General features: G+C 71.1%; 29 protein-coding genes and 1 pseudogene. 15 read left to right on the forward strand and 15 right to left on the reverse strand.

Going from position 1 to position 23,903, the window contains the following annotated elements; all coding sequences use genetic code 11:
- Positions 1–17 precede the first annotated feature (17 nt).
- The 5 genes from JI746_RS16930 to JI746_RS28375 form a co-directional block, all read right to left on the reverse strand.
- The gene (locus JI746_RS16930) at positions 18–689 is read right to left on the reverse strand and encodes a response regulator transcription factor (protein ID WP_201691149.1); all 672 of its coding nucleotides are present in this window, start codon (positions 687–689) and stop codon (positions 18–20) included.
- A 3-nt stretch (positions 690–692) separates the two neighbouring features.
- On the reverse strand, positions 693–929 hold the full coding sequence (locus JI746_RS16935; RefSeq protein ID WP_201691151.1) for a PepSY domain-containing protein: 237 nt from the start codon (positions 927–929) through the stop codon (positions 693–695).
- Positions 930–951: 22 nt separating this feature from the next.
- Positions 952–1,488 carry a glycine zipper 2TM domain-containing protein gene (locus JI746_RS16940; RefSeq protein WP_201691152.1) on the reverse strand — a complete coding sequence of 179 codons (537 nt, stop codon included), beginning with the start codon at positions 1,486–1,488 and terminating at the stop codon, positions 952–954.
- Between the two features lie 70 nt (positions 1,489–1,558).
- Entirely contained in the window at positions 1,559–2,086 is a 528-nt protein-coding gene (locus tag JI746_RS16945) for a hypothetical protein (RefSeq protein ID WP_201691153.1), read from the reverse strand.
- A 179-nt stretch (positions 2,087–2,265) separates the two neighbouring features.
- On the reverse strand, positions 2,266–2,604 hold the full coding sequence (locus tag JI746_RS28375) for a hypothetical protein (RefSeq protein WP_408004113.1): 339 nt from the start codon (positions 2,602–2,604) through the stop codon (positions 2,266–2,268).
- Here JI746_RS28375 and JI746_RS16955 point away from each other — a divergent pair.
- Positions 2,526–2,896, forward strand: a pseudogene (locus JI746_RS16955) (c-type cytochrome). The gene JI746_RS28375 and the pseudogene JI746_RS16955 sit on opposite strands and share 79 nt — an antisense overlap.
- Positions 2,897–3,028: 132 nt before the next feature.
- Positions 3,029–4,159: a 6-phosphofructokinase gene (locus JI746_RS16960; protein ID WP_201691156.1), complete on the forward strand. Its 1,131-nt coding sequence runs from the start codon at positions 3,029–3,031 to the stop codon at positions 4,157–4,159.
- On the opposite strand, the gene JI746_RS16965 is transcribed toward JI746_RS16960, so the two are convergent.
- Positions 4,149–5,045, reverse strand: a complete 897-nt coding sequence (locus JI746_RS16965; protein WP_201691157.1) for a LysR substrate-binding domain-containing protein — start codon at positions 5,043–5,045, stop codon at positions 4,149–4,151. The genes JI746_RS16960 and JI746_RS16965 overlap by 11 nt on opposite strands.
- Before the next feature lie 113 nt (positions 5,046–5,158).
- Here JI746_RS16965 and JI746_RS16970 point away from each other — a divergent pair, with 113 nt between their 5' ends.
- Complete coding sequence (locus tag JI746_RS16970) at positions 5,159–6,340, forward strand: acyl-CoA dehydrogenase (protein ID WP_201691159.1); 1,182 nt, start codon at positions 5,159–5,161, stop codon at positions 6,338–6,340.
- A gap of 24 nt (positions 6,341–6,364) precedes the next feature.
- Here JI746_RS16970 and JI746_RS16975 read toward each other — a convergent pair whose 3' ends face one another.
- The 3 genes from JI746_RS16975 to JI746_RS16985 form a co-directional block, all read right to left on the reverse strand.
- A complete protein-coding gene (locus JI746_RS16975) occupies positions 6,365–7,585 on the reverse strand; it encodes a glycosyltransferase (protein ID WP_201691160.1) in 1,221 nt (406 codons plus the stop codon).
- Positions 7,586–7,598: 13 nt separating this feature from the next.
- Positions 7,599–8,204, reverse strand: coding sequence for a hypothetical protein (locus tag JI746_RS16980; protein ID WP_201691162.1), 606 nt, complete (start codon positions 8,202–8,204; stop codon positions 7,599–7,601).
- A gap of 100 nt (positions 8,205–8,304) precedes the next feature.
- On the reverse strand, positions 8,305–9,924 hold the full coding sequence (locus JI746_RS16985) for a toll/interleukin-1 receptor domain-containing protein (protein ID WP_201691164.1): 1,620 nt from the start codon (positions 9,922–9,924) through the stop codon (positions 8,305–8,307).
- 120 nt (positions 9,925–10,044) lie between these two features.
- Between JI746_RS16985 and JI746_RS16990 the strand changes: the two genes are divergently transcribed.
- From JI746_RS16990 to JI746_RS17000, 3 genes are read left to right on the forward strand one after another with little or no spacing between them, the layout of a single operon-like run.
- Positions 10,045–11,451 carry an amidase gene (locus JI746_RS16990; RefSeq protein ID WP_201691166.1) on the forward strand — a complete coding sequence of 469 codons (1,407 nt, stop codon included), beginning with the start codon at positions 10,045–10,047 and terminating at the stop codon, positions 11,449–11,451.
- A gap of 3 nt (positions 11,452–11,454) precedes the next feature.
- On the forward strand, positions 11,455–12,633 hold the full coding sequence (locus JI746_RS16995; protein ID WP_201691168.1) for a serine hydrolase domain-containing protein: 1,179 nt from the start codon (positions 11,455–11,457) through the stop codon (positions 12,631–12,633).
- Positions 12,630–14,285: an alpha-amylase family protein gene (locus JI746_RS17000; protein ID WP_201691170.1), complete on the forward strand. Its 1,656-nt coding sequence runs from the start codon at positions 12,630–12,632 to the stop codon at positions 14,283–14,285. Before JI746_RS16995 ends, JI746_RS17000 begins: the two co-directional genes overlap by 4 nt.
- A 12-nt stretch (positions 14,286–14,297) precedes the next feature.
- Here the strand turns inward: JI746_RS17000 and JI746_RS17005 are convergent, their stop codons facing one another.
- Positions 14,298–14,738: a DUF7673 family protein gene (locus JI746_RS17005; protein ID WP_201691172.1), complete on the reverse strand. Its 441-nt coding sequence runs from the start codon at positions 14,736–14,738 to the stop codon at positions 14,298–14,300.
- 202 nt (positions 14,739–14,940) lie between these two features.
- On the opposite strand from JI746_RS17005, the gene JI746_RS17010 reads away from it, so the two are divergent.
- On the forward strand, positions 14,941–15,216 hold the full coding sequence (locus JI746_RS17010) for a hypothetical protein (protein WP_201691174.1): 276 nt from the start codon (positions 14,941–14,943) through the stop codon (positions 15,214–15,216).
- Between the two features lie 81 nt (positions 15,217–15,297).
- Here JI746_RS17010 and JI746_RS17015 read toward each other — a convergent pair whose 3' ends face one another.
- The gene (locus JI746_RS17015) at positions 15,298–15,573 is read right to left on the reverse strand and encodes a hypothetical protein (RefSeq protein WP_201691175.1); all 276 of its coding nucleotides are present in this window, start codon (positions 15,571–15,573) and stop codon (positions 15,298–15,300) included.
- A gap of 142 nt (positions 15,574–15,715) precedes the next feature.
- Between JI746_RS17015 and JI746_RS17020 the strand changes: the two genes are divergently transcribed.
- Entirely contained in the window at positions 15,716–16,681 is a 966-nt protein-coding gene (locus JI746_RS17020) for a threo-3-hydroxy-L-aspartate ammonia-lyase (RefSeq protein ID WP_201691447.1), read from the forward strand.
- Here JI746_RS17020 and JI746_RS17025 read toward each other — a convergent pair whose 3' ends face one another.
- Positions 16,682–16,987, reverse strand: a complete 306-nt coding sequence (locus tag JI746_RS17025; protein ID WP_201691176.1) for a hypothetical protein — start codon at positions 16,985–16,987, stop codon at positions 16,682–16,684.
- 262 nt (positions 16,988–17,249) lie between these two features.
- On the opposite strand from JI746_RS17025, the gene JI746_RS17030 reads away from it, so the two are divergent.
- Positions 17,250–17,396, forward strand: coding sequence for a hypothetical protein (locus tag JI746_RS17030; protein WP_201691177.1), 147 nt, complete (start codon positions 17,250–17,252; stop codon positions 17,394–17,396).
- A gap of 182 nt (positions 17,397–17,578) precedes the next feature.
- On the opposite strand, the gene JI746_RS17035 is transcribed toward JI746_RS17030, so the two are convergent.
- Positions 17,579–17,854, reverse strand: coding sequence for a hypothetical protein (locus JI746_RS17035; protein WP_201691178.1), 276 nt, complete (start codon positions 17,852–17,854; stop codon positions 17,579–17,581).
- Positions 17,855–18,011: 157 nt separating this feature from the next.
- On the opposite strand from JI746_RS17035, the gene JI746_RS17040 reads away from it, so the two are divergent.
- The 3 genes from JI746_RS17040 to JI746_RS17050 all read left to right on the forward strand — a co-directional run bounded on the left by JI746_RS17040 (position 18,012) and on the right by JI746_RS17050 (position 19,371).
- Positions 18,012–18,278, forward strand: coding sequence for a KTSC domain-containing protein (locus tag JI746_RS17040; protein WP_201691179.1), 267 nt, complete (start codon positions 18,012–18,014; stop codon positions 18,276–18,278).
- A gap of 8 nt (positions 18,279–18,286) precedes the next feature.
- Positions 18,287–18,808, forward strand: coding sequence for an MOSC domain-containing protein (locus JI746_RS17045; protein ID WP_201691180.1), 522 nt, complete (start codon positions 18,287–18,289; stop codon positions 18,806–18,808).
- 104 nt (positions 18,809–18,912) lie between these two features.
- Positions 18,913–19,371 (forward strand): hypothetical protein, encoded by a 459-nt coding sequence (locus tag JI746_RS17050; RefSeq protein ID WP_201691181.1) that lies wholly within the window; start codon positions 18,913–18,915, stop codon positions 19,369–19,371.
- A 48-nt stretch (positions 19,372–19,419) separates the two neighbouring features.
- Here JI746_RS17050 and JI746_RS17055 read toward each other — a convergent pair whose 3' ends face one another.
- On the reverse strand, positions 19,420–20,319 hold the full coding sequence (locus JI746_RS17055) for an alpha/beta fold hydrolase (RefSeq protein ID WP_201691182.1): 900 nt from the start codon (positions 20,317–20,319) through the stop codon (positions 19,420–19,422).
- A gap of 51 nt (positions 20,320–20,370) precedes the next feature.
- Positions 20,371–21,723, reverse strand: coding sequence for a hypothetical protein (locus JI746_RS17060; RefSeq protein WP_236599912.1), 1,353 nt, complete (start codon positions 21,721–21,723; stop codon positions 20,371–20,373).
- 82 nt (positions 21,724–21,805) lie between these two features.
- Between JI746_RS17060 and JI746_RS28220 the strand changes: the two genes are divergently transcribed.
- Genes JI746_RS28220 through JI746_RS17075 form a run of 3 tightly spaced genes read left to right on the forward strand, consistent with a single transcriptional unit; the run spans position 21,806 to position 23,903 of the window.
- Entirely contained in the window at positions 21,806–22,783 is a 978-nt protein-coding gene (locus JI746_RS28220; protein ID WP_330893024.1) for an NAD(P)-dependent oxidoreductase, read from the forward strand.
- A complete protein-coding gene (locus JI746_RS17070) occupies positions 22,783–23,313 on the forward strand; it encodes a thiamine pyrophosphate-binding protein (RefSeq protein WP_201691186.1) in 531 nt (176 codons plus the stop codon). The genes JI746_RS28220 and JI746_RS17070 overlap by 1 nt, the downstream gene beginning before the upstream one ends.
- Positions 23,310–23,903 carry a thiamine pyrophosphate-dependent enzyme gene (locus JI746_RS17075; protein ID WP_201691188.1) on the forward strand — a complete coding sequence of 198 codons (594 nt, stop codon included), beginning with the start codon at positions 23,310–23,312 and terminating at the stop codon, positions 23,901–23,903. The genes JI746_RS17070 and JI746_RS17075 overlap by 4 nt, the downstream gene beginning before the upstream one ends.

Here is a 23,903-nt window from a genome sequence, read left to right on the forward strand (position 1 = left end):
CAGGGTGAAGCCCGGCGTCATTCCAGCGTGAAGCGGTAGCCGCGCCCACGCAGGGTTTCGATCGGCGCCAGGGTGCCGTCGGGATCGAGCTTGCGCCGCAGCCGGCCGACCAGCACTTCCAGCACGTTGCTGTCGCGGTCGTCGCCGTGCGGATAGAGGTAGTCCGACAGTTCCTGCTTGGTCACCACGCGCGCGCGCTCGCGCACCAGGTATTCGAGCAGGCGGTATTCGTAGGCCGTGAGGTCCAGCGGCGCATCGTGCAGCTTCACGGCCTGGGCCGAGAGGTCGAGGCTCAGGGGCCCGAGCGTGAGCACGTCGGTGGTCGCCTTGAGCGAGCGGCGCAGCAGGGCCTTCACGCGCGCCGCCAGCTCCGGGTATTCGAAGGGCTTGACCAGGTAGTCGTCGGCGCCGGCTTCCAGGCCCAGCACCTTGTCCTGCCAGGTGCTGCGCGCGGTGAGGATCAGGATCGGCATCGCGCGGCCGTCGGCGCGCAGCTTCTGCACGATGGACAGGCCGCTCAGCTTGGGCAGCCCGAGATCGACGATCGCCAGGTCGAAGGGGAATTCCTGGGCCATGTAGAGGCCCTCCTCGCCGTCGACGGCGCCGTCGACCCGGTAGCCGTCTTGCTCCAGCTGGCGCTGCAGCGTCAGGCGCAGGGCCGCTTCATCCTCGATCAGCAGCAGGCGCATGGCTCAGACCGGGCGGCCCGTCGCCACGTCGATCAGCACCACCCGCACCTCGCCGGCCGCGGTGACGATCTTGACCCGCCAGACCGGCCGGTTGCCGGCATCGGCGCGCTCCACCGCCAGCACCCGGCCCTGGCTCACGCGCTGCGCGATCGCGGCCGCGTCGTCGCGGCTGACGTCGGCCCAGGCGGGCAGCGCGGCAGCCACGGCGGCAGCGAGGATCAGCTTGCGAACGAGGTCCATGGGCGGCGGTGGGCAGTCGGGGTCAGCGGCGGAATTCGGGCTCGAGCGGCGTGACGGACACGCGCACCGGGATGGTGGATCCCGGCTGCTCGCGCATCACCGTCGAGGCTTCCTGGCCGCGGTAATCATAGATGACGCGATACCCGGTCAGGCGGTTCTGCTGGTCGTAGACGGTGCGGCAGTTGCGCACTTCGCGCGCTTCCGGGGCGGGCGCCGCGACGGCCGTGCCGCTGTTGGCGAGGCGGTCGCCGGTGAGGGCGCCGATCACTGCGCCGGCGGCGGTGGCGGCTTCCCGGCCATGGCCCTTGCCGACCTGGTTGCCGAGCAGGCCACCGGCCACGCCACCGATGATGGCGCCGCCGTAGCCGCCGCTGGGAGCGGCAGCGCGGGGTTGTTCCTGCACCCACTGGCTGGTGCATTCCTGGCGCGGCGTCTGGACCACTTCGTACTGGGGTTCGACGGCGCGCACGCGGGCCTGGTCGGTGAAGCTCTGCGCTTGCGCAGTGGCGGCGGCCAGGGTGGCGAGCAGGAGGGCGGGAGCAAGGGCGGTGCGTTTCATGGAGGACTCCTTCGGGGATCGTTGTGCCTGAAGCTTAGGTGGCGCTGCCTGAACGCAATATGAACGAAGGTCAACGAAGGTGAAGGGCCGGCTTTTCGACGTGGGGGCGCAACGCCACGTCGAACTTCCAGGAGCGGCGTGCCGTGTTGCCCGCGCGGTCGCGCACGATCACTTCGGCGACGTGCCGGCCCGGGAGCAGATTGTTGTTGAAACGCACCTCGTCGGCAACGATGCGGGAGGACGAGGTGACGTCCCGACCGTCGATGCGCAGCCGCACGGAGGCGGGGTTCACGCCGCTCCCTTCGTCGCTGAAACGGGCCGAGACGATCATGCGCTGGCGATCGCCGACGCGCGCGCCGGGCAACGGGGTCAGATCCTTGATCTTCGGCGCCCGTTCGTCCCGTTGCGGGCCTGCGTGGCGCCAGCCGTCGCGGTCATGGTCGTCGTCCCGGTCGCGTGCCGCAGGCTGGGCCACCACGGTCACCGCCTGCGCCACCGAGTGGGCCGGGCCGGCGGCGGCCGGCTGCGCGAAGAGCGCTGCGGCGCAGGACAGAAACAGGCCAGTGGTTGCGAAAGAGTTGCGAAGATTCGTTTGCATGGGTTACCTCCAGGTTGGCAGCCAGTCGCTTGTCCTGGCCTGGAGACCAGTGTGCTGATGAGCGCATGAACGTTGCCTGAACCGCTTGCACGTTCCGCACGGCCGCGCTGCCTGTCGGACGGGGACGGCAGGGGCATGCGGCCCCCGCCGGCGCGGGGCGGCTCCTAGAATCCTCCAATTCATCGCCAGCCATCGGAGAGACCCATGAAGAAGCTCACGCTCGCCGCCACGGCCGTCGCGCTTGCCGCCGCACTCGCCGGCTGCGGACGCCAGGACGACAGCGCCGCCACCACGGCCTCGACCTCCTCGTCACCCTCCACCAGCGCTCCGTCTTCGAGCGACAGCAGCAGCAACATCGCCACTGCGCCTTCGACGAACGAGAGCAGCACCAGCATGGCCACCGCGCCTGCGACGACCGACAGCAGCACCACCACGGCCGCTGCCCCCGCGACCGGCAGCACGACGGACCCGTCCTCCTCCAGCACCGTCGCCTCGTCCTCCGGTTCCTCGTCCGGCATGGACAGCAGCGCGAACAACACCGCCGCCATGGGCGCCGGCGGCAACGGCCAGACGATCTACAGCAGCACCTGCGCCCTGTGCCACGCCGCCGGCGTGACCGGCGCACCCAAGCCCGGCGACAAGGCCGACTGGGGCCCGCGCATCGCCCAGGGCAAGGACACGCTGTACAAGCACGCGCTCGCCGGCTTCCAGGGCAAGAAGGGCATGATGCCGCCCAAGGGTGGCAACACCTCGCTGCCCGATGCGGACGTGAAGGCCGCCGTCGACTTCATGGTCGACCAGTCGAAGTAGCGCAGGCGCTGCCCGCGGTCCTCTGGGGTGCATGCTCTGCGGCATGCACCCCGCAGTCGCTGCGGCGCCGGCGCGGGCAACGTGGGCCGTATCATGGCGCGCCTGCCCAGTGGCCGGCTTCCGCAGAACACCATGACGACTCCCCAGCGCATCGGCATCCTCACGGGCGGCGGCGACAGCCCCGGCCTCAACGCCGTCATCCGCGCGGTCGCCAAGAGCCTGATGCAGGATGCCGGCGCGCAGGTGATCGGCTTCGTCGACGGCTTCGCCGGCATGATCGACCGCCAGGCGCGGCCCCTCAGCTACCGCGACGTGTCCGGCATCCTCACGCTCGGCGGCACGATCCTGGGCACCAGCAACAAGGCCAATCCCTTCGCCTACCACGCCCGCGGCAACGCGGACCTGTCGCCCGAGGTGGTGCGCTATGTGCGCGAGGAACTGAAGCTCGACGCCGTGGTCGTGATCGGCGGCGACGGCACCATGTCGATCGCGCACCGGCTGCAGCAGCTCGGGATCCCGATGGTGGGCGTGCCCAAGACCATCGACAACGACCTGATGTACACCGACCGGACGTTCGGGTTCGATACCGCGGTGGCGATCGCGACCGAGGCCTTCGACCGCCTGCACACCACGGCGCAGAGCCATCACCGGGTGATGATCCTCGAGACCATGGGCCGCTATGCCGGCTGGATCGCGCTGTATGCGGGCGTGGCCGGCGGCGCCGACATCATCCTCATCCCCGAGTTCGAGTACGACATCGAGGAAGTGGCGCGGATCTGCCGCGATCGGCAGGCGGGCGGCCAGCGCTTCACGCTGATCTGCGTCGCCGAGGGTGCCAAGGCGAAGGGCGGCGAGCTCGCCGTGCGGCAGGTGGTGACGGACAGCCCCGACCCGCTGCGGCTGGGGGGCGTCTGCACGGTGCTGGAACACCAGCTGTGCCAGCGGATCGACAGCGAGGTGCGCACCGCGATCCTCGGCCACGTGCAGCGCGGCGGCACGCCGAGCGCGTACGACCGCAACCTGGCGACCGCCTTCGGCGCCTATGCCGCGGCCATGGTCGCCGACGGGCAGTACGGGCGCATGGCGGCGGTGCAGCAGGGCCGGTTGACCAGCGTGGCGATCGCGGACGTGGCGAACCGGCAGCGCACCGTGTCGCCGGACGCGCCCATGGTGGCGACGGCGATGGCGGTGGGCACCTCCTTCGGCGTGCCGGGAATGAAGATGCGCTTCGACGGCCGGGTGCCCTCGGGCTTCATGACCTGACCTGTTCGATCAGCCAGGCCTTGAAAGCCGTCATCGCAGCGCGCTCCGGCTGTTCCGGCTGCACCAGGTAATAGGCGCGCCGGGTGATCGCGCCGCCCTCGCAGGCCGGCATCAGCGCCGTGGCGGCGAGCTCGGCCTGGATCAGGAGCGTGGGCAGCAGCGCCACGCCCATGCCGCAGGTGGCCGCCGCCACCTGCATCGAGAAAAGCTCATAACGCGGGCCGGCCATGGCCTTGGGCGCATCGATGCCCTGCGCGTCGAACCAGTCGCGCCAGGCGTCGGGGCGGGTCGACTGCTGCAGCAGGGGCAGGCTGGCCAGCGTGCGCGGCGCCACCGGCCGGCGACCCTTGAGCAGCGCCGGGCTGCACACCGGCGCCACTTCCTCCTGCAGCAGCAGCGTCGCGTGGGTGCCGGCCCACTGGGCGAGCTGCTGCGGCGTGCCTGCGTAGATCGCGCCGTCGAACTCGTTGTCGGCGAACAGGAAGGGCCGCGTGCGCGCCGCGATGTGCACGTTCAGGTCCGGCTGCTCGCGGGCCAGTTGCGCCAGCCGCGGGATCAGCCAGCGGGTCGCGAACGTCGGCACCGCCGCCAGCGTCACCGATTCGCCCTGGCCCTGGCGACCCATCAGGTCCAGCGCGTCGCGCTCCATCGCATCGAGCCGCAGCGACACGTTGCGCGCGTAGTCCTCGCCGGCCGGCGTGAGCGCGATCCCGTGCTGGGCGCGGCGGAACAGCTTCACGCCGAGGAATTCCTCCAGCTGGCCCAGCTGGCGCGACACCGCGCCCTGGGTCAGGGCCAGCTCCTGCGCGGCGCGCGTGAGGCTGCGGTGGCGTGCCGCGGCCTCGAAGCAGGCGAGCGTCTGGGTCGAAGGCAGCTTGCGTCGCACGCGTCCCCCTCATCAGTCATGAAAGGCGAGCATAACTGCTGCAGAAACTTTCGCTTTCGTCGGCGGGGTGCGCTCCCTTAACATCGGGCCATCCATCAGCTTCCTTCACGACCATGAGCACGCGAGCCACCTTCTCCTGGAGCGATCCCTTCCTGCTGGACCAGCAGCTCACCGACGACGAGCGCCAGGTCCGCGACGCCGCCCGCGCCTATTCCCAGGACCGCCTGCTGCCGCGCGTGCAGGAAGCCTTCCGCCACGAGAAGACCGACGCGTCGATCTTCCGCGAGATGGGCGAGCTGGGCCTGCTGGGCCCGACGATCCCCGATCAGTACGGCGGCGCCGGCCTGAACTACGTCTGCTACGGCCTGGTGGCGCGCGAGGTCGAGCGGGTCGACTCCGGCTACCGCTCCATGATGAGCGTGCAGTCCTCGCTCGTGATGGTGCCGATCTTCGAATTCGGCAACGAGCAGACGAAGCAGAAGTACCTGCCCAAGCTCGCCACCGGCGAGTGGATCGGCTGCTTCGGCCTGACCGAGCCGAACCACGGCTCCGATCCCGCCAGCATGATCACCCGCGCCCGCAAGGTCGATGGCGGCTACAAGCTTTCGGGCAGCAAGATGTGGATCACCAACAGCCCGATCGCCGACGTGTTCGTCGTCTGGGCCAAGGACGACGGCGGCCAGATCCGCGGCTTCGTGCTGGAAAAGGGCTGGAAGGGCCTGTCCGCCCCCGCCGTGCACGGCAAGGTCGGCCTGCGCGCCTCGATCACGGGCGAGGTCGTGATGGACGAGGTGTTCTGCCCGGAGGAGAACGCCTTCCCCGAAGTGCGCGGCCTCAAGGGCCCGTTCACCTGCCTGAACTCGGCGCGCTACGGCATCGCCTGGGGCGCGATGGGTGCGGCGGAGGACTGCTTCCACCGCGCGCGCCAGTACGTGCTGGATCGCAAGCAGTTCGGCCGTCCCCTGGCCGCCAACCAGCTGGTGCAGAAGAAGCTGGCCGACATGCTCACGGAGATCTCGCTGGGCCTGCAGGGCTGCCTGCGCCTGGGCCGCATGAAGGACGAAGGTCCGGCGCCGGTGGAGATCACCTCCATCCTCAAGCGCAACAACTGCGGCAAGGCGCTGGACATCGCCCGCATGGCGCGCGACATGATGGGCGGCAACGGCATCAGCGACGAATTCGGCGTGGCGCGCCACCTGGTGAACCTGGAAGTCGTGAACACCTATGAAGGCACGCACGACATCCATGCGCTGATCCTGGGCCGCGCGATCACGGGGATCCAGGCGTTCAGCTGAGGCGCCGCGGCGGGGCGCCCCGGCTCATTTGCCGGCGCGCCACGCGGTGCCGCGCGCGCGGCCCAGCGAGCCGCGCAGGGCGTCCAGCAGCAGATCACGCACGGCACAGGCAAAGCAGACGGTGCCCACCAGGCCGCTGACTGCCGGCTCCAGCACGAAGTGGCGCACCAGCGGTCGGAAGCGGCGCGGCGCGCAGCGCAGTCCCACGCCTCGCTGCAGGTAGACCAGCAGGGTGGAGACGGCCGTGGCGCCCCACGCGTCCAGCGGCAGGAGGCGCCCGCCGCCGCCGGCCCACAAGGCGAGCAGCGACAGCGCGCCGGCCGGCGCGAGGAACGTCGACAGCACGAAGTTGGGAAACACCAGCAGTCGAAAGCGCCACGTCGCCTGCGGCAGCCGCGCCGCCTGCCGGGCGCAGCATTGCACGTGCCCGGTGATCCAGCGCGTGCGCTGCGCGACCAGCCCCGACCATGACGCAGGAACGAGCGTGCGGGCGACGGCCTCCGGCGCCCGGACGATGCAGGCCCCGTGGCGGGCCAGGGTGAGCGTGAGATCCGCGTCCTCGGTCCGGGTGCGGGCGGAAAACGGATGCCGCAGCAGCACTTCGCGGCGGAACAGGCACGCCGCTCCCGGCAGGACCGAGATCGCGGCGACGGCATCCTGCGCCGCCCGTTCAAAGTCGAGCGAGGCCGCGTATTCCTGCCGCTGCAGCTTGGCCGGCATGCCGTTCGCCGGCGCCGCCTCCAGGCAGAACGCCACGGCGTCGGCGTGTCGATGCTGCAGGGTGGCGAGGGCGGCGGCCAGGGAGTCGGGCGCGAGGCAGGTGTCGGCGTCGACGGTCAGGACGAAATCGCCGCGTGCAGCCGCGATCCCGATCCGCAGCGCGGCTGCCTTGCCCGCGTTGGCCGCCAGGCGGATCACCCGTCCTTGACCGTCGCAGTCCAGGCAGCGTTGCGCGATGGCGCAAGTCGCGTCACCGGATCCGTCGTCGACCACGATGATCTCCAGCGGCGCGGGAACCAGGCCCTGCAGCGCACGCAGCGTGGCTTCGATCGCCTGCGCCTCGTCGAACGCGGGGACGACGATGGAAACGCGCGCCGTGGCGAAGGACGCGGGCTCACCCGGGTCCGGCGCGTCGCGCGGTGGACCCGTCCTGCGCCTGCGGCACGCCCAGGCGCCCAGCATGCATGTGAGCACCATCCGCACCCACAGGAGGACCAGCGTCAGCTCCGCGGCGCGCGCGATCATCGTGGCGCGGCGGTCAGCGGAAGCGCTCCACGATCCAGCGCTCGGAATCCCAGCTTTCGCCGCTGGGATGCTCGAAGTGATTGATCTCCAGCCCGGGATAGGCCGCCAGCGGCTTGACGCCGTCGCCCGTGTCGATCACCTGGCCGTCGCGCTTGCAACCGCTGCGCGCATAAGTGCTCTTCTTGTCGCACGGCACCAGCGCTGCCGCCGGCCAGGCGGCGAACAGGAAATGATCCTTGCCGGCGATGGCTTTCGGATCGACGTCGAACTGCAGCGTGGTGGACCAGCCCGCCCGTTCGATGCGCACCTTCTTGGGGGTGACGTCATGGGAAGCCGCCGCGTCGTCGCTCAGGACGATCCACTTCGGCGCAGTTCCCACCAGCGCAGTGGACCGCGTCGCGCGCTCCAGCGCCGAGCGCACGTTTGCGGCCGCATCGAGCTCGCGGCGCTGGAAGTTGGCGCTGTCGTTGCGCAGCGAACTGGGGACCTTGGGGCCCGCGTAGACGGTCAGGCCGACGACCACGTCGCTGCCGACCGGGAAGGGCTTTGCCGCCCCGGCCTGCGCCTGCGCCGTGCAATCGAGCGTGATTTCGAAGCGGATGGCGGCGGCCGCCTGCACCTTCGGCGCCGTCAGGGCGCAAGTTGCAGTGTCGGCTGCGAGCGCGCAAGGGGCGGCGGCCAGTCCGAGCAGCAGCGACGCAAACAGGGAGCGGGGTGCATCAACCCGGCTGCTTGAGCATGTGGAGGGCATCCGTGAGCTCCCAGTGGTTACGTTCGCGGATCAGGGCCGCGAAGTTCGAACTCTGCGCCTCGATCCCCGGAAAATACTGTTCGACCTTGTCGCGGTAGGCGTAGAGCCTGCGAATGATGGTCTCATCGCTTTGCTCCGACAAGTTGCCCAGCCCCCCGAGCGCATCGCGCACCAAAGGGCTGTTGGGCCCGTACTGCACGGCGATCGAGAACATCACCGCCTGCAGCGCGATCGAGCGCCGCTCGACGTCCAGTTGCACCGGGCTGGCCGCGCCGTCGGTCCGCGCGCCGGCCCCCAGGCGCCGGACCAGCGGCCGGTAGACGGTCTTTTCGACGAACGCCGATTGCAGGCGGGCGAAGTCTTCGGCGCTGGCAGCCTCGGTGCCCAGGGCGTGCCAGGCGCGCTCGAAGGCCGGATCGCCCCGGCGCGCCGCTTCCGCCGCGCCGGACGCCACCAGCCGCGCGCCCTGCTCCGGTTTCCACTGGTCCAGGAAGCCGAGGAATTCCTCCATCTGCGCGTCGGCCCGGATGCGGAACGTGCCGTAGTACCTGCCGCCGATGAAATCGGTGCCGAAATGCTCCGGCGTTTCGCCCTCGTAGCGGCGGGCAAGCGTGTCGACGCTGTACGGCGGCGCCGGATAGTCCCGGTTGTGCGCCAGCCGGATCAGCCGGTCCTGCAGGTTGCGCTCCTCCTGCACCTGCCTGAGGGCCACCTTGGTCTTCTCGCCATTGCGCCAGGCCACGTAGCCCGCGCCCGCGACAGCCAGCGTCAGCACGCCCGTCACGGCGATTCCGACGATGGTTCGCCGCACCACGAGCCGCAGCGCGCGCGCCCTATCCTCCTGCGCGCGGGTGCTGGCCTGCAGCGCCTGCTCGCGCCCCTCCTGGGCGCGGCGCATGCGCTCGATCTGCTGGCGCTCTTCGTCCAGCCGGTACGCCTCCGCCTGCTCGCTGGCCTGGAGGAAGGACCGCTGCGCGCCCGTCAGCTCCGGGGCGCCCGCCGGTCGCGCATCGCGCCACTGCTGCAGATGGGCCAGCTCGGAGCCGCGCGCGAGAAAGTCGGGCGCCGAAGCTTCTGCCTGCCAGCGCGCCGCCATTTCGGCGACGCGGGTGTGCTCGCGGATCCATTCGATGTCCACCCGCAGGGCGGCCTGCAGCCGAGCGAGACCGCTGCCCCAGCCCGCGCCCGGGAAGGACGGTTCGGCATAGAAGTGGATGTAGTTCAGCGTGCCGAGCGTCCCCGGTACCTGCGTATCGGGCGCCAACGCGCCCGCAAGCACCGGCACGATCCGCTTGCCTGATGCGCCGGCCTGCTCCAGTTCCCAGCGGCACACCGGCGAGGCCGCCGACGCGGGCGTGAGGATGAACACGATGGTGTCGGCCTCGAGGATCATCTGGCCGAGGCGCGCTTCCCAGCGCTCCGCGCCCTGGATGCCGCTGCGGTCGATCACCACCTTGTGGCCAAGCGCTTCGAGCGAGGCCACCAGCTGGTCGGCGAACGCGAGGTCCTTGCGCGAATAGGAAACGAAGATCTTGAGGCCGCCGGCACCGGCCTGCGGCATTGCTTCGGCTTCGAACCGCTGGTCCATCGCTCGGGGCCCGTGTGCGCTCGGACCCGGACCTTAGCACGCGGATGTGCTGGGTGGCAGGCCATGACAAGGCCGGTGCGCTCTGGCATCATCGTCGGCCCACGTACCGCGGAGGCTGCGATGGACCTGTCCCACGTCACCCAGGCCAGTGCGGCCGAGATCGCGGCGGCGGTGCGCCGGCGGGAGATCACGGCGGTCGCGGTGATGCGCACCTTCCTCGATCGCATCGAGCAGCTCGAACCCCGCTTCAACACCTTCGCCACCCTCACGGCCGAAGCGGCCCTGCAGCAGGCCCACCACGCCGACAAGCTGATCGCCGGCGCGCGCGATCCCGGCCCGCTCGCCGGCGTGCCCGTGAGCGTCAAGGACCTGATCGCGGTGCGCGGCGTGCGGCAGGCCTTCGGCTCGAAGCTGCTGGCCGACAACGTCGCACAGCACGACGCGCCTGCGGTCGAACGGCTGCACCATGCCGGCGCCTGCATCGTCGGCAAGAGCACCACCAGCGAGCTCGGGTCCAAGGCGGTCGGCGATTCGCCGCTGACGGGCGTCACCCGCAACCCCTGGAACGCCGAGCGCACGCCCGGCGGATCCAGTTCCGGGGCGGCGGCCCAGGTCGCGGCGCGCATGGTTCCGGTGGCGCTGGCCACGGACGGTGGCGGCTCGATCCGCATCCCGTCCAGCTTCTGCGGCGTGTTCGGCATCAAGGCCCGCTTCGGCCGGGTCCCGGTGTGGCCGCCGTCGGCTGCGCCGGCGCTGGCGCACGTCGGACCGATCACCCACAGCGTGCGCGACGCGGCCCTGGTGCTGTCGGTGATCGCCGGCCGCGACGCGCGCGACGAAGCCTCGCTGCGCTCGCCGGTGCCCGACTTCCTCGCCAGTCTCGACGAGGGGCTGCGCGGCCTGCGCATCGGCTGGTGTCCCGCACTGGGCTACGGCCGCGCCGACGCTGCGGTGCTCGAGGCCTGCGAGCAGGCCGCCTGGCAGCTGCAGGCCGAAGGCGCGCAGGTGATGGAGCTGCAGCCGCCGTTCGCGCGGGACCCCGGCCCGGCGTGGAACCGCCTGTTCTACGGCCGCATCGGCGAGCGCCTGGCCGAACTCGCGCCCACCCCCGCCCAGCGGGAACTGGTGAATCCGGCCTTGCGCGCGGCCGTCGCGCAACTGGAGGCCTTCGGTCCCCCGGCCGAGGCCGAACTCGCGGCCTTGCGCGAGGAGACGTGGGCGCGGGCGCAGTCCGTGTTCCGCACCGTGGACGTGCTCCTCACGCCCACGCTGCCGGTCACGGCGCTTCCGGTCGGCGTCGACGTCCCTCCGGGCCATGCAGGGCGCAATGCCGTGGACTGGTCGTACTTCACCTATCCGTTCAACCTCACCGGCCATCCGGCGGCCTCGTTTCCCGTCGGCTTCGATGGCGGTGGTCTGCCGATCGGGCTGCAGATCGTCGGTCCGCTGGACGGCGAGGGCGCGATCCTGCGCGTGGCCAGCGCCATCGAACGGCTGCATCCGATCGCGGCGCCGCGGCTCGTCTGAAGGATGCCGGACTTCACCGCGGTGGATGCCGCCTTGCGGCGGCGGATAGCCAACGAGGAACTCGCCGGCGCCTCCTATGCCGTGCTGCGCGGCACCGAGCTGGTCGCGCGGAACTGCCTCGGCCGGGCCGACCGCGAAGCGCAGGTCCCGCTGCGCGAGGATCACCTGTTCCGCGTCTTTTCCAACACCAAGCTGGTCACGAGTTGCGCGGCGCTGTGGCTGGTGGAGCAGGGCCGCATCGGCCTGGACGATCCGGTCGGCGAATACATCCCGGCCCTGCGCGCCTTGCGCGCGCTGCGGCCGGCCGCGCAGTCGCTGGACGACACCGAGGCGCTGCGCGAGCCCGTGCGACTGCGCCACCTGCTCACGCACACCGCCGGCTTCACCTACGCCTTCCTGCAGCCGAATGCGCCGATCGCCAAGGCCTACATGGCCGCGGGCCTGGCCGATCCGGCGCTCACGCTGGCGCAGATGGTGGAGGTGCTCGCACGCCTGCCGCTGCTGTTCCAGCCCGGCGCCGACTGGAACTACTCGGTCGCCACCGACGTGATGGGCCGCGTGATCGAGGTCGTCGCCGGCGAAGCGCTGGACGTGCATCTGCAGCGCCACGTCTTCGCGCCGCTCGGCATGCACGACACCTTCTTCTTCGTGCCGCCGCGCGAGCAGGGCCGCCTTGCGCGCCTGTACATCGGCGACCTGCGCGATCCCATGAAGCGCGGACTGCGGCGCGCCGACCACCTGCCGTTTGCCGGCGCCTACCTGCAACCGGTGCCGCGCCTGAACGCCGGCGGCGGCCTGGTCACCAGCCTGGGCGATTTCAGCCGGCTGCTGGCGGCGCTCGCCAACGGAGGCGCGCCCCTGCTGCAGGCGAAATCGCTGCCGCTGGTGTTCGACAACCAGCTGCCGCCCGGCCTCTGGATCGGCTTTCCCGACGCGCCGCGCACCATCGGCCGCGGCCACAGCTATGCCGGCTCGGTGACGGTCGAAGCGTCCGATGCCGACCCCAGCAGCCGCCCCGGCGACCTGCAGTGGGGCGGCCTGGCCGCCACCAAGTGGTGGATCTGGCCCTCCCGCAAGGTCGCGGTCGCGCTCATGGCGCAGCGCTACATGGGCTCCGACCTGCCTTTCTGGCCGGAATTCAAGTCGCTGGTGTGCGCGGCCCTCGAAGGAAGCAGCCCATGATCAAGGACCTCTGGTACAAGAACGCGATCATCTACTGCCTGCACGTCGGGACCTACATGGACTCGAACGGCGACGGCATCGGCGATTTCGAGGGCCTGTCGCGCCGCCTCGACTACCTGCAGGGCCTGGGCGTCACCTGCCTGTGGCTGATGCCGTTCCAGAAGTCGCCGCGCAAGGACGACGGCTACGACATCAGCGACTACTACCAGGTCGATCCCTGCTTCGGCACGCTGGGCGACTTCGTCGACTTCACCAACCAGGCCAAGCAGCGCGGCATCCGCGTGATGATCGACCTCGTCATCAACCACACCAGCAACGAGCATCCCTGGTTCCAGGAAGCGCGCAAGGACCCGGCGTCGAAGTACCGCGACTTCTACGTCTGGTCGGACACGAAGCCGGCCGATGCCGAGAAGGGCATGGTGTTCCCCGGCGTGCAGAAGACGACGTGGACGCGCGACCCGGTCGCCGGCAAGTACTACTTCCACCGCTTCTACGAGTTCCAGCCGGACCTGAACACGCAGAACCCGCTGGTGCTGGCCGAGATCCGCAAGATCATGGGCTTCTACCTGGAACTGGGCGTGTGCGGCTTCCGCATGGATGCGATGCCCTTCGTGATCCAGACCAAGGGGCCGGAGATCAAGAGCCGCGAGCGCTACGAGATGCTGCGCGAGTTCCGCGAGTTCCTGCAGTGGCGCCGCGGCGACGCCATCATCCTGGCCGAGGCGAACGTCGAGCCGAAGAACAACGTGCACTACTTCGGCGACGACGGCGAGCGGCTGCAGATGATGTTCAATTTCTGGGTCAACCAGCGCGTCTTCTATGCCCTGGCCACCGGCGACGCGCAGCCGCTGGTCAAGGCGCTGGAGCAGACGCGGGGCCGGCCCGAGAACGCGCAGTGGGGCCACTTCCTGCGCAACCACGACGAGCTCGATCTCGGCCGGCTCACCGAGGACCAGCGCCAGCAGGTCTTCGACGCGCTCGGGCCGGACAAGGACATGCAGCTCTATGGCCGCGGCATCCGCCGGCGCCTGGCGCCCATGCTCAGTGGCGACCCCCGCAAGCTGCAACTCGCCTACAGCCTCATGTTCACCCTGCCCGGCACGCCGGTGATCCGCTACGGCGACGAGCTGGGCATGGGCGACGACCTCGCGCTGCCCGAGCGCAACTGCGCGCGCACGCCCATGCAGTGGTCCACCGAGCCGCACGCGGGCTTCACGCGCGCCAGCAAGCCGGTTCTGCCCGTGCTCGAAGAGGGTCCCTACGGCTTTCGCAAGATCAACGCGGCCGACCAGCGCCGCGACGCCGAATCGCTCCTGAACTGGACGGAACGCATCATCCGCATGCGCAAGGAAGTCCCGGAATTCGGGTGGGGCGACTTCACCGTGCTGGAGACCGGCAACGTGGGCGTGCTGGCGCTGCGCTACGACTGGCGCAACAACGCGGTGGTGGTCATCCACAACTTCCTCGGCGAAGCCACGGAGATCCGGATGCGCTCCGTCGACCAGAAGGGGCGGCAGTTGATCAACCTCCTGACGCAGGACCACAGCGAGGCCGACGGCCGCGGGGTACACCGCATCGTGATGGAGCCCTACGGCTACCACTGGTACCGGGCGGGTGGCCTGGGCTACCTGCTGGACCGCACCAGCGCCTGAGGCCGGCCGCGCTCAGGCCCGTGACAGCTTGCGTTCGTTCAGCAGCCGGGCGACCCGCCGGGGCCCGCCCTCGACGGCCTCGACCAGGTCCAGCCGGGCATAGCGGAAGGCGTCGAGCACGGCCAGCATGTCGTCGCCGACCGGCACGTCCAGCCCGCGCAGCGTGTTCAACGGCAGCGGCCGGTTGTTCCACAGCGCGGAGACGAAGGCCAGGATGTCGCGGGTATGGCGCGCGTCGCGCTCCTCCGCCCGGCGCAGCAGCCGGTCGAAGGCGGCGAGCCCGAGCTCGGTAGCCTGGTGGGAGCGCATTTCCTCGGCCAGCATGCGCGCGCGCTCCAGCAGGGTGCCTTCGTGGTCGACGCGCATGCGGTCGCCGCGGCCGACCACCAGCTGCACGCGGTTGATGCGTTCCAGGCTCGCGTGGTGCCGCCGCTCGCGTTCCGCGTGGTTCATGGCCGCTTTCCTTTGTTGGCCGCCGGCGGCTGGCACGCACCGGCCGTGCGGTTTTTGTACTGCAGGAGGCGGCCGGCTGGTAAGAGGGCATTCCTGGGCAGGTGGCGTACCGCCGGCGCCACACTTCCGGGCCGCCGGAGGGTCTCCGGCTGGTCAGCCCGGCCGTGGTCAGGTAGTGTGAGGCCTCCCCCCGGGAGCATCGATGGAATTCCTCAGCAACCTGCAGACCGACGTCAAACTGCTGCTCGTCGCCGGCGCCCTCGCCCTGATGGCGGCCCTGCTGAGCGCGACGAAACGCAACGAACACCGCTACATGGCCCTGTTCTCGATCGTGATGCTGGGCGCCGCCTACCGCTTCTACGCCCACGAGCGCGAGGACGAGGCCCTGGCACGCGCACAGCAGCGCGCCGAAGCCCGCGCCCAGGCCGGCGCGCAGCCGACCGCCCGGACGGCTGCCGTCCGCACCAAGGCACACTGAACCCCGGCTGCGCCCGGCGCAGTCAGGTCCCTGCAACGCCCGTCTTCGCCGCCGGCTGGCTGCCGGCCGGCGCTCGCGCGGCTACAGCCCGTGGTGGCAGTTGCCGGCAGAAGCCCTCGGCGTGTCGCCGACGCTGCTCGGTACGCCGTCGTCCATCTGCAGCGAGGTCTCCTGCACGCTGCCGCCGGCGGGCAGCGGCGTCGAGCGCTCCGCGGTCGTCAGCGGTGCGGCGCGCTCCTTCGCATCGTGCGCCTGCGGCGCCATGGACGGCGTGGTGAGCAGGGCCCCCGCGAGCGCCAGGCCGCCGAACACCGCGATGGCGCCGGCGCCCGCCCAGCGTGGACGCACACCGGGCATGCCCGGAGGCTGCGACACGCCCCGGGGTTCGAATTCAGGCTGCTGTTGACGAACGAGGTAGCACATCGCGAGCTCCTTCGGCATCGGGGCCGCTAGTATGGACCTGCCGCACACAGATGCAAGGAGGCGATCGTTGCAAACCATGACCCTGAACCTGCCCGGCTACGAGGAGGTGCTGGCCGCGGCCGAGCGCATCCGCGGCCATGCGCACCGCACGCCCGTGCTCACCTCGCGCACGCTCGACGAGGAGCTCGGCGCGCAGGTGTTCTTCAAGTGCGAGAACCTGCAGCGCATGGGCGCCTTCAAGTTCCGCGGCGCCTTCAATGCGCTGTCGCGTTTCGACGCCGCGCAACGCCGCGCCGGCGTGGTGACCTTCTCGTCGGGCAACCATGCGCAGGCCATCGCACTGTCCGCGCGCATCCTCGGCATGCCGGCCACCATCGTGATGCCCAGCGATGCGCCCGCGGCCAAGGTGGCGGCCACCCGGGGCTACGGGGGCAACGTGGTGCTGTACGACCGCTACAAGGACGACCGCGAGCAGATCGGCCGCGACCTCGCCCGGGAGCACGGCCTCACGCTGGTGCCGCCCTACGACCACGCCGACGTGGTCGCCGGGCAGGGCACGGCCGCCAAGGAACTGCTGGAGGAGGTGGGGCCGCTCGACCACCTGTTCGTGCCGCTGGGCGGCGGCGGGCTGCTGGCCGGCACGGCGCTGGCCGCGCGCGCCCTGGCGCCGCAATGCCGGATCTACGGCGTGGAACCCGAGGCGGGCAACGACGGCCAGCAATCCTTTCGCAGCGGCGCCATCGTGCACATCGCCACGCCGCGCACGATCGCCGACGGCGCGCAGACGCAGCACCTGGGGAACATCACCTTTCCCCTGATCCGCGCCAACGTGGACGACATCCTCACCGCGAGCGACGCCGAACTGGTCGCCTGCATGCGCTTCGCCGCCGAACGCATGAAGGTGCTGTTCGAGCCGACCGGCTGCCTGGGCTTCGCCGCGGCACGGGCGCGCCGCGAGCAGTTGCGCGGCGCGCGGGTGGGCGTGATCGTCAGCGGCGGGAACGTGGACCTGGCGCGCTTTTGCGAACTGCTGGCGCAGTGATCAGCGCAGCGGCGAGGGCCGCGTACGGTGCACCCGCGATTCCGGCGGGAAGGTGAGCGTGGTGAGCTCCGAGGCGCCCAGGTCTTCGGAGGCGCGGCGGTCCGCGATCTCGGCGACCAGCCGGCGCAGGCCCACGGCCAGGGCGCCGGCCACGAGCAGCACGCTGGTGGCCAGCATCGGGCTGCGCGCGAGCGTGTTCATGCCCAGCATGGCAACCCCCAGCACGCAGGCAACGAGGCCCAGCGCAGCCACGCTGGCGAGAAGCTTGAGGAGGGCGGTGTCATGGGTACGTCTGGTTTGGAACATGTCGGGCCTCCGTCTTCAGTTTTAGCGGGCCCGCTCGGCCATGACAAGATGCCGCTGGTGCCGACCTCGCCCCGAGAGGGGATCGGCGCAACAGCGACTGTCACACTCAGATACGTGGGTTGACATCCGGCCCGGATTCGGTGCTGCGCCTAGGCCAAATCCCTCCTGGGAGGTGACCGGACGCGCCGTGCAGGGGAGCCGGGTCTGCCGTACATTGGCAGCCGCCTTGCGCCGCACAGCGCGCACTTCCCACGGAGGAGACATGGCCAGGAAATTCCTGCTCGCACTGCTGCTGCCGCTGGCGGCCTGCTCCAGCATGACGCCCTACCACGCGCAGCCCTCGCCTTGCGACGCCGGCGAAAACAGCTACGCCTGCCAGGTCGAGCGTTACCACAACATCTCGGGCTGAGCGGCCCGGGCGAAGGCCGGCCGCCGGCGCCATCGCCGGCCTGCAAGGGGGGGCCTGCCGGTGGGGGCGCAACTGCTGGGACGCGCGGAGTCCGAGGGGGTGCTGTTTTCCGTCGCGGCCCGGATCGAGAGGGAGCGGCCCTGGCGGCGCCTGGCGCCGCAGGAGGGGGAGCCGGCCGCCGCCTAGCGTGTCCGCACGCGGGTCGGCACCCGCGTGGTGGCCGCGAACAGTTCCGACGGCGGGGCCGGCTGTTCGAGGGCACCCGGCGCGGTGACCGAGGTATCCATCTGCGGCGGCAGGCTCGGGAACGCGCGCCGCAACCCGTACCGTGACAGCAGCTGGTGCGACTTGCAGCGCACGCAGAAATAATGGCGGCGGCCGGGCACGAACCGCATCCAGAAGGATCGGTTCAATCGCACCAGGTAAGCGACACCGCAGTCGCAAAGATTCAGTCTCATTGGGCTCCCCCTAGGAACTGTGAAAAATGTTACTAGCGAGGTGTTTGGGGACCAATGGACGAAAGTGCCTTTTTGCAGGCCCGTCCGACCGGCCGTCGACCGACGGCAAGGCATCTAGAGTGCATTCGACCGACACCAAGGTCCACCGGAGTTGCAAATGCTAACAAAAGCCTTCGCCAGCGGCCGGATTCGCCGGGCCGATTACGACGCCGGGACGCGGCAGCTCGACCTGCACTGGGAAAACGGTTCCGTGCTGGCCTACAAGCACGTGCCCGAGGAGGTGTTCCGGCGCCTGTGCAGCGCACCGAACCCCGCCACCTACTGGGAGGACCGCATCGCCGAGGAGTATCCGAAGGGCACGCCCCGCACTTTGGCGCCGCGCCCCGGCGGCAAGACACTGGGCGACCTGTTTGGCGAGGACTAGCGCGGCGCATGAAGGACCTGCGTGCACTCGCCACCGCGTTCCCTTATGCGGGTCGACTGGAAAGCATCCTGCTGCGACCCGCCCGCGGGCAGCGGGCGCAGGCAATCGCATCCGTACAGGCGCTGGAGGGGCTGGGCCTGGCGGGCGATCGGGCGGCGGCCGGTCGCGGCGGCGGCAAGCGCCAGGTGACGCTGTTCCAGTCCGAGCACCTGCCCGTGCTCGCCGCGCTGCTGCGGCGCGCCGCGGTGGACCCTGCCGACCTGCGGCGCAATCTCGTGGTCTCCGGCCTCAACCTGCTGGCCGCGCGTGCGATGTTCCGCGACCAGGCCGTGCGCCTGCGCATCGGGGCCGAGGTGCTGCTGGAGATCAGCGGGCCTTGCGAGCCGTGCTCGAAGATGGAGGACGTCTTCGGCCCCGGTGCCTGGAACGCCCTCCGCGGCCATGGCGGCTTGACGGCGCGCGTGCTGCAAGGCGGCACGATGGCGCAGGGCGATCCGGTGGCCTGCTTCGTGGTCCAGCACCCGGTGTAACAGGCGCCGATGATGTCACCTTGCGTTGCACGGGGGAGGCACCTTCGGGCGTTATGCACCCCATGGTGCGAGGGCTACCCTGCCCCGCAGTAAAGGGAGAGAACATGCGAGAGAACCGACGTGCCGTCGCCGCGGCGCTTGCATTGGCGTGTCTGCCCTTCGTCTCGCTGGCCGACGAAGCGTCGGATGGCCGACTGCAGCCCTGTTGCAACGCACGCGTCGACGCTTACCGCAACTTCACGCGCCAGCTCCTGGCCAATTGCTCGCGCTGGGTGGAAGTGCGCTATCGCGAGAGCATCTCGATCGTCAACGCGCAGAAACTGAGCGGCTGCATCGCCACCGGGATGCAGGACAGCCGCCTGCAACTCGAGGCGGCTCTGCGCGGCGTGCGCAGGAAGGCGGCGCGCAGCGCATTGCGGTCCTACCAGATCAGTTTCGAAAGCGCACTGGCAGGCGTGGCGCCCACCACCGACGAACCGGCCGCCGCCTACGACCAGCGCCAGAGTTCGCTGCGCCACCAGCTGGCGCACGCGTGGACCCGCTTCGAACTGGAGGAAAGCTGAGAGCCGGTCTTGCTCCCTCTCCCCCTGGGGAAAGGGTCGGGGGAGGGCTCAGCCCGCGCCGCGCACCAGTTCCAGCACCGCATCCGCAAACACCCGCGGCACTTCCTGCGGCATGTTGTGGCCCACCCCCGGCACGACCCGGTGCGAGCGTGGGCCGGTGAAGCGGTGCGCAGCCGCCTGCGCCGGCGCCGGAGGGCGCACGCCGTCATCGCTGCCGTCGAAGGTGATCGTCGGTACGGTGATCGCCGGCTGCGCGGCCAGCCGCCGCTCGATGTCGGCATAGGCGGGATCGCCGGCGACCAGCCCGAAGCGGTGCCGGTAGGAGTGGATCACCACCTCGACGAAATCGGGATTGTCGAAGGCGGCCGCGGAACGCTCGAAGCTCGCATCGTCGAAGTGCCAGGTCGGCGACCAGAGCTGCCACAGCAGGCGCGTGAGCGCGCGCCGGTCCTGCGCCAGCCCGGCGCGCCCGCGCTCGGAATGGAAGTAGTACTGATACCAGAGGCGCTGTTCGTTGGCCGGTGTGTCCGGCTCCAGCGCGCGGGCGATGTCCTGGATGTTGTAGCTGTTGTACGAGACCAGCCCGGCGCAACGCGCGGGCCACAAGGCCGCCACGACACAGGCCGCGCGCCCGCCCCAGTCGTAGCCGGCGAGCACGGCACGCGGCACCTGCAGCGCGTCCATCAGGGCCAGCAGGTCGGCCCCGAGCGCAGCCTGCTCGCCCGAGCGCGGTGTGCCGGAGTCGAGGAAGCGTGTCGGCCCGAAGCCGCGCAGGTAAGGCACGATGACGCGGCAGCCCGCATCCGCGAGCAGGGGCGCGACTTGCGCATACGCGTGGATGTCGTACGGGAAGCCGTGCATCAGGAACACCGGCGGTCCGTCGGCGGGACCGCACCGGGACGAAGCGACTTCGAGGACGCCGGCGCGCGTGGTGTGCAGGGCTTGCATGGGGCGAGCTTGCCACTGCGACGGCGAAATGCCAAAGCGCTTTCGCCGCGCTCACCCGTGGGCGAGCGCGGCGAGGCTGGCGACGAGGTCCTGCGGATGCAGCATCGCCCCGCGCACGAGCCGCGCGGTTGCGTCCTGGTGCAGCGTGGCGCGCAGCCGCGGGGCCTGCGTGAGCGCGTCCCAGACGGGCAGCAGTTGCGCCTGCTGCGGCGATGCACCGCACGCCAGCTGCTGCGCGTAGCGGAGGCTGGCGGGCTCCGCCGCGAGCACGGCCTTGCTGGCGGCCGACAACAGCGGCGGCCGCGTCTCGGCCGCCGCCGTGCAGCAATAGATCACGTGCGGCGGCAGCTCGCGGCCGGGCGGCTGCAAGCGGCGCAGCGACGCGCCGTGGAGGCGGACCTCGTCGTCGGCGCTGGTGAAGGCGTAGTCGCGCGCCGGGTCGGCCTGCGCCAGCCGCTGCAGGCCGCGGTGCAGCCGCGAGAAGTCGGAACTGGCGGCGGCTGGCGCGGCCTTGACTTCGGCGAGCAGGAGGAGTTCGGCGCCTTCGGCCGCCACGCTGGCGATGGCCGCATCCCATTCGTCCTTGGCCTTGCCGCGGTCACCGGGAAAGCCGGGCGGCGGGCGCAGGCTGCGCAGCACGCGGTACGCGCCCGCGGCGCGCGCAGGCAGCAGCGCCGCGAGTTGCCGGAAGGCTTCGATGGTGGCGCGCTCGGCATCGTCACCGGCGCGGGCGGCACTGCGGCCGTGGGCGGCGGCGGCCCGGCTGCCGGCGCAGGGGCCGCGGCGCTCGCACAGCGCCAGGTAACGCTGCACGGTGGCGCCGCCCTGCAGCGACTCGCGCCGGACGAGCCGCTGCAGGCTGGCGTGCCCGCGCAGTGGCGCCAGCGCGCACGCCAGGTCGGCATCCTCTGAGGGCAGAGCATCTTCCAGCGCGTCACGCAGCGCGGTCCATGCGTCCGCGCTCACCAGGGCATGCAGCGTGGCGAGCCGATCGCGCACGGCGCCGGGCGCCAGCGCGCGCGTCTTGCCCGGGTGGGCGATCGCGTCGACGAGGCTGCGCACGCTGCGCCGGTCGGCCGCCGCGCCGCCCGAGAGCCGCACGTATTCGCCGACGGCGGCGTCGTGCGCCTGCAGGACGAGCGCCTGGAAGGACGCGTCGCCGCCCTGCGGCGCCATCGCCTCGCGCAGGAAGGCACCGAGCGCCCACGTGAAGAGGCCGGGCACCCCATCGCCTGCCGGCCGGCCGGCCTCGGCGGCCAGGCGCGCCGCCTCGATCGCGAAGGCCAGCGCCGCTTCGATGCCGGCCGCGCGCGCCGCGGCGGGGTCCGCCGGCAGCGGCGGCAGGCGGTAGCGGCGCGGCGCCTCGCGCAGCGCGGCGAGCAGGAGGTCCTGGGCGGCTTGCAAGTGGCCCAGTGTGGCAGAGCGAAGCAGCGCGCGCAGGCCGCGGGAGCGCACCCGCCGCCACGTGGTTTCCCCGCTCCCGGGCGTGCGGCGCCCTGGGCTACAAGGACGGCGCAGCCCTGGCCACAGGGCGTGGAGAGCGACCATGGCCGACGACAGCAGCAAGCGCCTGACCGGATTCATCGGCCTGGGCCGCATGGGCCGGGGCATGGCCTTGAACCTGTGCCGCAAGGGCTTCCGCCTGGTCGTGCACGACATCGATCCGCGGCCGGTGCAGGACCTCGTGGCGGCCGGCGCGCGCGCCGCGCGGGACGTCGCCGACGTGGCGAGCGAGGCCGACGTGGTGATCACGATGCTGCCCCATTCGGCCGCCGTGGCCGAGGTGATCGCCGGGCCGGCCGGAGTGCTGGCCAGCGCCCGCCCCGGCACGCTGGTCCTGGACATGAGCACGGTGGCGCCGGAAGTGACCGACGGCGTCGCGGCGGCGGCGGCACGGCGCGAGATGGGCTTCGTCGATGCGCCCGTGGGGCGCCTGGCGAGCCACGCGGACCGCGGCGAGTCGCTGTTCATGGTGGGCGCGAGCGAGCGCGACTTCACTGCCGTGCGGCCGTTGCTGGAAGCCATGGGCACCACGATCCACCATTGCGGCCCGCCGGGCAGCGGCACCCGCACCAAGCTGGTCAACAACTACCTCGCGATCGTTTCCTGCCACCTGAACGCTGAGGCGCTCACGCTGGCGCAGAAGTTCGGCCTCTCGCTCGACAAGACGCTGGAGGTGATCCACGGCACCACGGCCACCAACGGGCAGTTGAAGATCGCGTGGCCGACCAAGGTGCTGCGCGGCGACACCGAGCCGGGCTTCACGATCGACCTGGCGCACAAGGACCTGACGCTGATCGTCGAAGCGGCCAACGCGGTGCGCATGCCGGTGCCCGCGGCAGCCGCGGCGCGCGAGGCCTACAGCCTGGCCCGCGCGCGCGGCTACGGCGGCAAGGACTTCTCCGCCATGGCCGACGCCTGGTGCGAACTCGCCGGCGCCGTCCCGCCGCGGCTGGAGTCCTGATGGAGCCCACCGCCGGCGCCTGGCAGGACCAGGTCTTCGACGTCCTCAAGCAAGGCCGGGTGCGGCAGGTGGCCTACGTGCCCGATGCCGGCCACGCCCAGCTGATCCGCCGCGTGCATGCGGACCCGCAGTTGCGCGGCGTCGTCCTGACCACCGAGGAGGAGGGCATCGCGCTCGCGTGCGGTGCCTGGCTGGGCGGCGAGCGCGCGGTGCTGCTGATGCAAAGCAGCGGCGTGGGCAACTGCATCAACATGCTGTCGCTGGTGGAGAACGGCCGCTTCCCCTTCCTGGCGCTGGTCACCATGCGCGGCGAGTGGGCCGAGTTCAACCCGTGGCAGGTTCCCATGAGCAAGGCGGTGCGCCCCTGCCTCGAGGCCATGGGCGTGCGGGTGCTGTGCGCGACGCATCCCGACGAAGTCGCCCCGACCGTGCAGGCCGGCGTCGACGCGGCCTTCGACGCCGGCGAAGCGGTCGCGGTGCTGCTGGCGCAGAGGCTGATCGGGCGCAAGCAGTGGGAGGGCGCGCGATGACCGCCGAACAGACGCCCGCGCTGGACCGGCGCGCCGTCGTGCGCGAACTGCTCGTGCGCTGTCCCGAGGCGCTGGTCATCACCGGCCTCGGTTCGCCGAGCTGGGATGCGTTCGCGGCCGGCGACCGCGACGGCACTTTCTATCTCTGGGGCGCCATGGGCGGGGCGGCCGCCATGGGGCTCGGCCTCGCGCTCGCGCAGCCGCAACGCAGCGTGCTGGTGATCACCGGCGACGGCGAGCAGCTGATGGGACTGGGCGCGCTGGCCACCCTGGGCGCGCAGCAGCCGCCCAACCTGGCGCTCGTCGTCCTCGACAACGGGCACTACGGCGAAACCGGCATGCAGCGCAGCCACACCAGCCTGGGCACCGACCTGGTGGCGGTGGCGCGCGGCTGCGGATTCAGGCATGCGCAGGCGATCCGCGAACTCGATGCGCTGGCCCCGCTGGCCGCCCACGTCGCCGCGCGTGCAGGCTGCATCCTGGCGCAGGTGCACGTCGCCTGCGAGGACCTGCCCAAGGCGCTGCCGGCCCGCGACGGGGTGTACCTGAAGAACCGTTTCCGCGCAGCACTGGGCCTGCCGCCCTTCTAG

The sequence above is a fragment of the Ramlibacter alkalitolerans genome (genome assembly GCF_016722765.1).
In the GTDB taxonomy this organism is placed as follows: domain Bacteria; phylum Pseudomonadota; class Gammaproteobacteria; order Burkholderiales; family Burkholderiaceae_C; genus Ramlibacter; species Ramlibacter alkalitolerans.

Bases quoted from the DNA above. Each gene is read 5' to 3' on its own strand.
- JI746_RS16930 (WP_201691149.1), bottom strand. From the start codon at position 689: ATGCGCCTGCTGCTGATCGAGGATGAAGCGGCCCTGCGCCTGACGCTG.
- JI746_RS16935 (WP_201691151.1), bottom strand. From the start codon at position 929: ATGGACCTCGTTCGCAAGCTGATCCTCGCTGCCGCCGTGGCTGCCGCG.
- JI746_RS16940 (WP_201691152.1), bottom strand. From the start codon at position 1,488: ATGAAACGCACCGCCCTTGCTCCCGCCCTCCTGCTCGCCACCCTGGCC.
- JI746_RS16945 (WP_201691153.1), bottom strand. From the start codon at position 2,086: ATGCAAACGAATCTTCGCAACTCTTTCGCAACCACTGGCCTGTTTCTG.
- JI746_RS28375 (WP_408004113.1), bottom strand. From the start codon at position 2,604: ATGCCGGACGAGGAACCGGAGGACGAGGCGACGGTGCTGGAGGAGGAC.
- JI746_RS16960 (WP_201691156.1), top strand. From the start codon at position 3,029: ATGACGACTCCCCAGCGCATCGGCATCCTCACGGGCGGCGGCGACAGC.
- JI746_RS16970 (WP_201691159.1), top strand. From the start codon at position 5,159: ATGAGCACGCGAGCCACCTTCTCCTGGAGCGATCCCTTCCTGCTGGAC.
- JI746_RS16975 (WP_201691160.1), bottom strand. From the start codon at position 7,585: ATGATCGCGCGCGCCGCGGAGCTGACGCTGGTCCTCCTGTGGGTGCGG.
- JI746_RS16985 (WP_201691164.1), bottom strand. From the start codon at position 9,924: ATGGACCAGCGGTTCGAAGCCGAAGCAATGCCGCAGGCCGGTGCCGGC.
- JI746_RS16990 (WP_201691166.1), top strand. From the start codon at position 10,045: ATGGACCTGTCCCACGTCACCCAGGCCAGTGCGGCCGAGATCGCGGCG.
- JI746_RS16995 (WP_201691168.1), top strand. From the start codon at position 11,455: ATGCCGGACTTCACCGCGGTGGATGCCGCCTTGCGGCGGCGGATAGCC.
- JI746_RS17000 (WP_201691170.1), top strand. From the start codon at position 12,630: ATGATCAAGGACCTCTGGTACAAGAACGCGATCATCTACTGCCTGCAC.
- JI746_RS17005 (WP_201691172.1), bottom strand. From the start codon at position 14,738: ATGAACCACGCGGAACGCGAGCGGCGGCACCACGCGAGCCTGGAACGC.
- JI746_RS17010 (WP_201691174.1), top strand. From the start codon at position 14,941: ATGGAATTCCTCAGCAACCTGCAGACCGACGTCAAACTGCTGCTCGTC.
- JI746_RS17015 (WP_201691175.1), bottom strand. From the start codon at position 15,573: ATGCCCGGTGTGCGTCCACGCTGGGCGGGCGCCGGCGCCATCGCGGTG.
- JI746_RS17020 (WP_201691447.1), top strand. From the start codon at position 15,716: ATGACCCTGAACCTGCCCGGCTACGAGGAGGTGCTGGCCGCGGCCGAG.
- JI746_RS17025 (WP_201691176.1), bottom strand. From the start codon at position 16,987: ATGTTCCAAACCAGACGTACCCATGACACCGCCCTCCTCAAGCTTCTC.
- JI746_RS17030 (WP_201691177.1), top strand. From the start codon at position 17,250: ATGGCCAGGAAATTCCTGCTCGCACTGCTGCTGCCGCTGGCGGCCTGC.
- JI746_RS17035 (WP_201691178.1), bottom strand. From the start codon at position 17,854: ATGAGACTGAATCTTTGCGACTGCGGTGTCGCTTACCTGGTGCGATTG.
- JI746_RS17040 (WP_201691179.1), top strand. From the start codon at position 18,012: ATGCTAACAAAAGCCTTCGCCAGCGGCCGGATTCGCCGGGCCGATTAC.
- JI746_RS17045 (WP_201691180.1), top strand. From the start codon at position 18,287: ATGAAGGACCTGCGTGCACTCGCCACCGCGTTCCCTTATGCGGGTCGA.
- JI746_RS17050 (WP_201691181.1), top strand. From the start codon at position 18,913: ATGCGAGAGAACCGACGTGCCGTCGCCGCGGCGCTTGCATTGGCGTGT.
- JI746_RS17055 (WP_201691182.1), bottom strand. From the start codon at position 20,319: ATGCAAGCCCTGCACACCACGCGCGCCGGCGTCCTCGAAGTCGCTTCG.
- JI746_RS17070 (WP_201691186.1), top strand. From the start codon at position 22,783: ATGGAGCCCACCGCCGGCGCCTGGCAGGACCAGGTCTTCGACGTCCTC.
- JI746_RS17075 (WP_201691188.1), top strand. From the start codon at position 23,310: ATGACCGCCGAACAGACGCCCGCGCTGGACCGGCGCGCCGTCGTGCGC.